This is a genomic window from Deltaproteobacteria bacterium (assembly GCA_018668695.1).
In the GTDB taxonomy this organism is placed as follows: Bacteria; Myxococcota; XYA12-FULL-58-9; order XYA12-FULL-58-9; family JABJBS01; genus JABJBS01.
Window position 1 is genome coordinate 1 of record JABJBS010000044.1, and the last position, 7,050, is coordinate 7,050.

Sequence of the window (7,050 nt, forward strand, 5' to 3'; positions counted from 1 at the left end):
CGTTAAGCGCGCTGCTCAAGGAGCACTTGAGGATTGGGTTGGAGCCGGTACACGCAGCGGATGGGGGCAGTCTGAGAAAGATAACCGTCTCATGGATGTAAAGCTCGATTTGAGTGTCGCAGTCGTTGGTAAGGCCTATGAGCGGGCTTTGGCCGGAGACTGGACTCAGGTTCGAGATTTAGCGAGACGCGGTCACCCGGGTGTTGAAATGTACCGTTTTGTTTTCACCTCAATCGACGAGAGAACACAGTCAGCTTCGCACTATGCTTTTGGTACGCGCCATGGAGAAGTTGTTACCCGAACCACCGGGCATTCAGATGTATTTTCAGAAGGGGACTACTTTGGGGTGACCACTGAGCTTGAGATCTCCAGCGGGGAAACGGCGGATTGGTTTAAGCAGCATCATTACGATGTAAAAGATTTTAGTCGCCATATTCGTCCCGGAAGAGGAGCTGCATTGGGAGATCTGAAAGCGGAAGACCATTGGATTGAATGGAGTCACGAGGCCCGTGAAGAATTTACTTCGAAAGACGCACTCATCCGAGGTTTGGGAGTTGCTCGGTTCTTGATGCGCGGTGAGAGCCTGGATGCATTGAAGCAATATGAACGAAGAATAAAAGAGGTTCGCCCAAGAACTCGGATGTGGCTTGGCCCACGCAATGAACTTTCGAAGACGACCCTTAAAATAGATGTGAAGTTAGATGAAACAGGTTTGGACCAGATTGGTGGACGCTTGGAGAAAGATTATTGGAATGCCTATACTCAAGCATGGCGCTCAATTTATCCGGAGCGTAGCTTGCCGGTTTGGGCAGATCCCGTTCGGCGCCGAGTGCTCTCCGCAAACGGACCGATGCGTGATAATACCGCTGATTTTTCCGAACTCTACCGTGTAGAGCAGCTGATTGAGCGCCTTCAGGAGGCACCTGCGAAGGCTAAGGACCGGCGAAATGACTGGCTGCGTGAATCGCTTTACGAAAACCGCGGCGATGAAGCGTGGATGGCGGCGCTGGCTTTATTAGCAGGTCGTGAGCATATTCAGGTGCGGGTCTCGGTCGAGAGCAGCGAAGACACCAATGGAAATGATCATGATGTGAATCTCGACTACCGAGGCGCAGATTTTAAAATCCAGGGTGATGTTTTTGGTATTTGACCCATTCTCTAACTGAGGTCTCTTGTGAGTTGAATGCTGCGCGGCTATAGGCCAGGCTCTAGGAGGCTCTCATGGAAGTTAGTTGTTTTACGGTTGGCATGTTTCAGGTCAACACCTATTTGCTCAAGGATACTGCGACTGGCCAATGTGCCATCGTCGATACGGGTGAAACCAACGAGCTTGTAGAGCGGCTTCAAGCGATTAGCCCCGCCCCAGATATCAAGATGATTCTCTTAACGCATACCCACCTAGACCATGCAGGCGCCTTAACGATGCTCCAAGAAGCATGGGATGTACCTACTTATATGCCGGCTGCCGACCGGCCTCTTTTTGAGACGCTGCCTCATCAAGGCACGATGTTTGGCATGCCTCATCTTGATCGGCCCTGCGGCCGCATCGACCATGAAGTGAGCGACGGTGATACCGTGCAGCTCGGTGAGACGACGCTCCATTTTCTACCCACGCCCGGGCACACACCCGGCCAAGGCTGCTGGCACGATGACAAGGATATTATTGTAGGTGATACGCTTTTCTCAGGCAGCATCGGTAGAACTGATTTCCCGTTAAGCGATCCGCAGCTCATGATCGAAAGCCTGCGACGGCTCACGCTCTTGCCGGGTCATATGAGAGTTCACAGTGGGCATGGTCCAATGACCACCATTGGAGAAGAACTCATCAACAATCCATTCTTGGGCTATATTCGTGACGAGCGCGGTATTGAGGGCGCACCGGGCTTTGTTTGGGTTCCCGGCTTGGGTCTTCAGAAATATGAAGAGTAATCGTGCTGAAGATTATCTTGGTATTTGGTCAACAACAAAGCACTTTTTAAGGACAGCCATTTTATTTCGTTAGGTATTTGCTCTTTTCCGTGAACAATTTATCAATGGTTCACGTCAGAGCGCATGACACTTTAATAAGGATAAAATGATGAACTTCTTGACCAATATTAAATCCACTTTAATCGGCTTGGCAGCCTTAATGATCGTACCGAGCATTGCCTCCGCTGCTCAATTCGCCTTGATGGACCGTGTGGAAAGTGGCTCTGGCGCTGAAGTTACCTTCGGGGCAATCATACTCGAAGATGCCGATGGCAGTGTCTTCTTGAGGAACGATTATCACTTACAGCTTGGACTTGATGATATCGGTGTTTACTTGCTCATTCCGACCGCGCATTTGGTGGCGATGTGACCAATTCTACCATTGGCAACGTGGAAGCGGGCATCGTGGGTAGGACGGATCTGGGTAACTTTAAGCTTAATTATCGTTTTGGTGTAAGTCTACCAACTGCTTCTGGTTCAGATGGTATGGAAGGCATGTTAAATCTCTATACTAATATTTATGGCGCGTTGGCGGACCCAGCAAACTTTTCCGCAGCTTTGCCCGACTATTTAACAATTCGCACCAGTGCATCGCCTGAATTTGAATTGGGTCCAATTTTCGTTCGAGCTGATCTTGGAACAGATATCTTAATTCGTACGGGTGATGTTCCTGAAGACTCGGCTGAAGTAATGCTGCGAATCAATGCAGCGGTGGGTGTTGATCTGGGCGGGGTGCAGCTTGCAGTCGAAACAGCGAACTCATTTCTTCTGACACAGTCAGGCGTCGATCCACTTTCTGCAGTGGGCGTGACCGCGGCGTTGCCATTGGACAACGTCACCGTCTTCGGGGGCGTATCACTTCCTGTGGGTGAGGGGGCGTTAGGTGATGAACAGGCGTCGACAACGATAATCCTGAACACAGGTCTTCGCTTAAATTTCTAAGCGGCTTCGATTCCTAGCAATTCATACACAGTACGCATCAGCTCTTCGATGCTCTCCGATGCTTCATCGCTCATATTTTCAGGCTTACTCAATACTGCGTCAGCGCCTAGGTTCTTGGCGTTGATACCGATGGGTTTTCGGTTTCCTGAAATCATTCCAGACAAAATGATAATCTTTGCCCGTGTTTTGGTTCGGTAGTGTCTCAAAAAGCTCAGGCCGTCAAACTCCGGCATTTGCAAATCAAGAAGTATCATATCTGGGTCATGTTCGGCGCATTTTACAATGGCTTCTCGCCCATTCTCGGCCTCGCCGCAGACCTCTAGATTCGGGTCTCGAGTGACAAGAGTGCACAGTATTTCTCTTACCAGAGATGAATCATCAACAATCAAGACACGATGGATTGACATTGGAACTCTGTACCCCCGCTCAACGGACCCTACTCAGAGTCTAGCGCTTGTTTGGTTTCAGCACAAAGGTTTGAATCCTGGTAAATGAAATTCTCGCCGGTGATGTAGGTTACTGTAAGTCAGGATCTTGTTTTTTAAGGGCCTTCAAGGCATCTGAGTAGCCACATTCTACGATATTGCGAATACGTTCGGCCCCTTCTTTTGCGTTGAACCAGAGTACTTTTTCGTGGGGAACATCCGGCGCTATGTAGATATCGATGATGTCTCGAGTGGTGTGCTGGGTGTCATCAAAGCTGTGAAGAGTGACGCATCGGTCAATCACCTGTGCAAGGTTGGGAATATCGACATTGTAGGGGCCACGTTTGAAGAGGCTGCTAAATTTGTTGCCCAGCATCCACCACCCTGAAACGGCGTGTCCGTAGTCATACCAAAATGCGAAACCTGAACGGTCGCTTACATCTGAAGCGATGATTGTTCCATCTTGGCAATAAGGGCGAAGAAGGTCAGCGGGTAGGTTGTTGGTGACACCTCCATCTACGAGGAGTTCACCATCGATGTTGACGGGTGGTAGAATCCCGGGCAGTGATGAACTTGCACGAAACCCAAGCCAGACAGGCCCTTTGTATAAGGGAACGGTCACGCCGCGGGTAAGACTTGTGGTCACCATGATAAGCGGGATGTGCAGTTCTTCTATTCGCACATCACCAAAGAATTTACGGAAGTCTCGCTCTAGGCTTCCCCCACTAAAAAGCGAGAGAATGGGTGGTCCGAGTGTTTTAAAAAAACGTAATTTACGCAGCCAATTGAATGTTGCAAACTCTATCATCCGATCAATGATTTGAGCGGGGGTTTCACTTAGCGCACTGAGTGCTCCCACCCCGGCACCGATACTCGTACCAACGATGATATCAGGTTCGATACCTTTTTCTTTTAAGGCTTGAATAACTCCAACATGGGCAATTCCGCTGCTGCTACCTCCACTGAGGCAGAGCCCAACACCGCGTCCGGATATGAGGCGCACGAGACGGGCTAAGCTTGGGTCATGATTAAGCGCAAGGTGATGGGTAAGGGTGGTTGGACGAGGCTTGGCCCATGCTCGGATATTCTTTATCTCCTTGGGTATCTCTGGATGCAGTATCACCAGTTCTTGCCGAACGGAGTCGCTAAAGCTGGTATGCCCCAACACATCCTGTTCGAACTCGGACGCTTCAGGTGAATCATCTTGGTGAGTTACCCACAGAACGATATCGGCGCGATGTAAGAGAAGCCGAGTCCATTCAGGGTGGTTAAAACAGGCCTCGTAAAAGATGACGTCGTGAGACTCCTCTTGTTCTTCAAGCCATGTAAGTAGACGGCCGCTCCCGCTGTCCCCGATATCCATGTCGGTATAGTCCTCACCGAGTTCTTTGGAGACTGTCTGCCTGCTGATTGGAATTCCACGCTGATCTTGTTCGAGATGACGGGAGAGCTGGTTTGCCAAGCTGGCGATAGGGGAGTTGCTATGAAGCGGGACAAGGACCGCTCGGGTGGCTACCTTGTCTTCTGAACGAGTTTTGTTGAGCTCGTCGTAAAGCCATTTACTCGTGCGTTCGACCAATGCGATACGTTCTCTGAGACTATTCTTTCTTTCTACAACACGTTGTCCAACGCTTAGGCGCGCCTGGAGTTCGTCAGGATCATAGGGTTTTGTAAGAAAGTCATCCACGCCAGCGTCAAATGCTTCCACCACATCCGAGCGCCCGCTGCGGGATGTGAGTAAAATGACATAGAGGTAATGGTCTTGTTCTTCTTGGCGAACAGCTCTGCAGATATCCGGCCCGTCTAAGCCAGGTAACTCCCAGTCGAGAATAGCCAAATCGTAATCGTGCGGTTTTTCTAGAAGTTCGAGTGCTTCATCCCCGCGGCCGACAACATCAACTTGATGTTTCCACCGAGTCAGTTGAGCTTTGAGAATTTTGCTCCCGACAATGTCATCTTCAGCTATCAGAACCCGCATTATCGTAATATTTTAGCGGATAAAGCAGGGTCAAGCGAGAAACAACCCAGTGCCGAGGTGGGCACGTCCGTGAGAAGTTGATTTAACCCAAATTACGTTGGAGCTGAGAGTTGTGGGGCAGCTTGCTTCCGGAAGGGCGCATTTTCTCGGCGATTAGGCCGTGAATACGCTCTTGGAAGTTGGTTCCTACCTGTTTGGGATCTGAAACACCCATCCGGCTCCGCACCCGCTGACCTAGAATAGCATCCCCAAGCATCGAGAGCATGGTCAGTTGAACCGCGAATGCAATTTCTTCATAGCTCATCTCGGGGTTGGACACGCCTTCTTGGACCAGTTCGATCACGTGCTTCACGCTGCCGTCAGCCGCCGCGGGAAATGGGTCGAGACCGGCGGCTACCAGACAGGCGATGAGCTGTCCGGTACGAGGTTCCGAGAGTTCCGCGAGAAGTTTTGATAACCGCTCTTCGACGGTCTTAGCTTCGGGGTCTTCCAGGCTGGTGATAATGTCGGTTCTTAATTTGAGGCTGATTCTCTGGTGAACGGCCTCTAAAAGGCCATCGGCGCTACCAAAATGATGGAGCACGCCGGGGTGCGAAATGCCTACCACCTGAGCGACCTTCGCCAGTTTGAGCCCAGCCAACCCTTGCTCTAAGAGCAAGTTCTCCGATGCATCTAGGATGGTATTTCGGGCTTCCTCGGGTTTGCGTCTAATCCGCGCCATATCTTAAATCCTTTGTGAGCCCTGAAGTTTACAATTCTGTATTCGTAACATTCGAACGATGAAGCCGAGCATCAAGGGCTAATTAACGAATCTTTAAAATAGAATTGTTCCCGTGGACTCTTTCGGGTGTACAATTTGAGTGCAGGTACCTTGATGAGCATTACTTAAGGCATTGATTAATTTGGAGAATTAATGAAAAAAGCACTGTTTTTTCTCTGTTTATTTGTTTCTTCTTCTTGGGGGTGCGGTACCCAGTCGTCGTCCGGTATTCCTGAAGGAGAGCTGCCTTTTCCACCTGAGACAGTCCTCGGGGTATCCACGATTGAGGCCTATCAAGGGAATCTTGAGGTCACCATGGCCGCGGCCGGGGTACCATGTGGTAGCCGGATTGAGCGAAAATCTTACGATCGACAAGCTATGATTCGTATTTCGCTGGTGGCCGTGGATCAGGGGGGAAGCCTGGTTTTAGTGGCGTCACCTGGCCAAGATGCTGAGCAGGTAGAGGTCCCGTCGATTAATGGTTTTGCTGCGTTCCTTGTTTCAGACCAGGGCTCTGTGAACGATCTAGAAGTAGCTCACAACCAAGCTCTGGTTGGTTCGGGAACGGTGAGCTTAGATGTGGTGCCAAACTACGACACGGGGAGAGCTTTGGGGCGATACGATTTAAGTTTCGGCGATCATCGTTACAGTGGAACATTTGATGCGTCTTATTGCGCACGGGATGTGAGTGCCGACCTCAAAGTTTTAGCCTGGGATCTCATGACCTGGTGCGGGGTAAGCTTTGAGGCTCCGCTACAACCGGGGTCGTTGTGGACCAATGCGCCCCTCTTGAATACTTTAGGTAGAGATTTGGGCCGCGGGTTAAAGGCCGAGGGTGTCGATGAGGAAGAAATAAGTTGCTTGGGTGATGCTGTCGATTATTGCCAGGACAACCTCACGGATTGGGAGGCAGTTTTTGGGGATGAGCCAACTCTTCAAAAATGTCGTGCGGCGTTTGCCCGTAGGTGTTTGCAGTA

8 protein-coding genes are annotated in these 7,050 nt (G+C 50.4%); 5 read left to right on the top strand and 3 right to left on the bottom strand.

From position 1 onward, the window contains the following. From HOK28_02115 to HOK28_02130, 4 genes are all read left to right on the top strand, one after another. Window positions 1-1,150: hypothetical protein (locus HOK28_02115; protein MBT6431856.1), on the top strand; the 1,150-nt coding region annotated here is incomplete at its 5' end. 71 nt (window positions 1,151-1,221) lie between these two features. Then, on the top strand, window positions 1,222-1,929 hold the full coding sequence (locus tag HOK28_02120; GenBank protein ID MBT6431857.1) for an MBL fold metallo-hydrolase: 708 nt from the start codon (window positions 1,222-1,224) through the stop codon (window positions 1,927-1,929). A gap of 148 nt (window positions 1,930-2,077) precedes the next feature. Beyond that, window positions 2,078-2,338 (top strand): hypothetical protein, encoded by a 261-nt coding sequence (locus HOK28_02125; protein ID MBT6431858.1) that lies wholly within the window; start codon window positions 2,078-2,080, stop codon window positions 2,336-2,338. Continuing rightward, window positions 2,335-2,910, top strand: a complete 576-nt coding sequence (locus HOK28_02130; protein MBT6431859.1) for a hypothetical protein — start codon at window positions 2,335-2,337, stop codon at window positions 2,908-2,910. The genes HOK28_02125 and HOK28_02130 overlap by 4 nt, the downstream gene beginning before the upstream one ends. Here the strand turns inward: HOK28_02130 and HOK28_02135 are convergent. The 3 genes from HOK28_02135 to HOK28_02145 form a co-directional block, all read right to left on the bottom strand. Beyond that, window positions 2,907-3,317 carry a response regulator gene (locus tag HOK28_02135; GenBank protein MBT6431860.1) on the bottom strand — a complete coding sequence of 137 codons (411 nt, stop codon included), beginning with the start codon at window positions 3,315-3,317 and terminating at the stop codon, window positions 2,907-2,909. The genes HOK28_02130 and HOK28_02135 overlap by 4 nt on opposite strands. Window positions 3,318-3,426: 109 nt before the next feature. After that, complete coding sequence (locus HOK28_02140; GenBank protein MBT6431861.1) at window positions 3,427-5,313, bottom strand: response regulator; 1,887 nt, start codon at window positions 5,311-5,313, stop codon at window positions 3,427-3,429. A gap of 82 nt (window positions 5,314-5,395) precedes the next feature. Continuing rightward, window positions 5,396-6,034 carry a TetR/AcrR family transcriptional regulator gene (locus tag HOK28_02145; protein ID MBT6431862.1) on the bottom strand — a complete coding sequence of 213 codons (639 nt, stop codon included), beginning with the start codon at window positions 6,032-6,034 and terminating at the stop codon, window positions 5,396-5,398. A 192-nt stretch (window positions 6,035-6,226) separates the two neighbouring features. Between HOK28_02145 and HOK28_02150 the strand changes: the two genes are divergently transcribed. Then, on the top strand, window positions 6,227-7,050 hold an 824-nt coding region (locus tag HOK28_02150; protein ID MBT6431863.1), incomplete at its 3' end, for a hypothetical protein.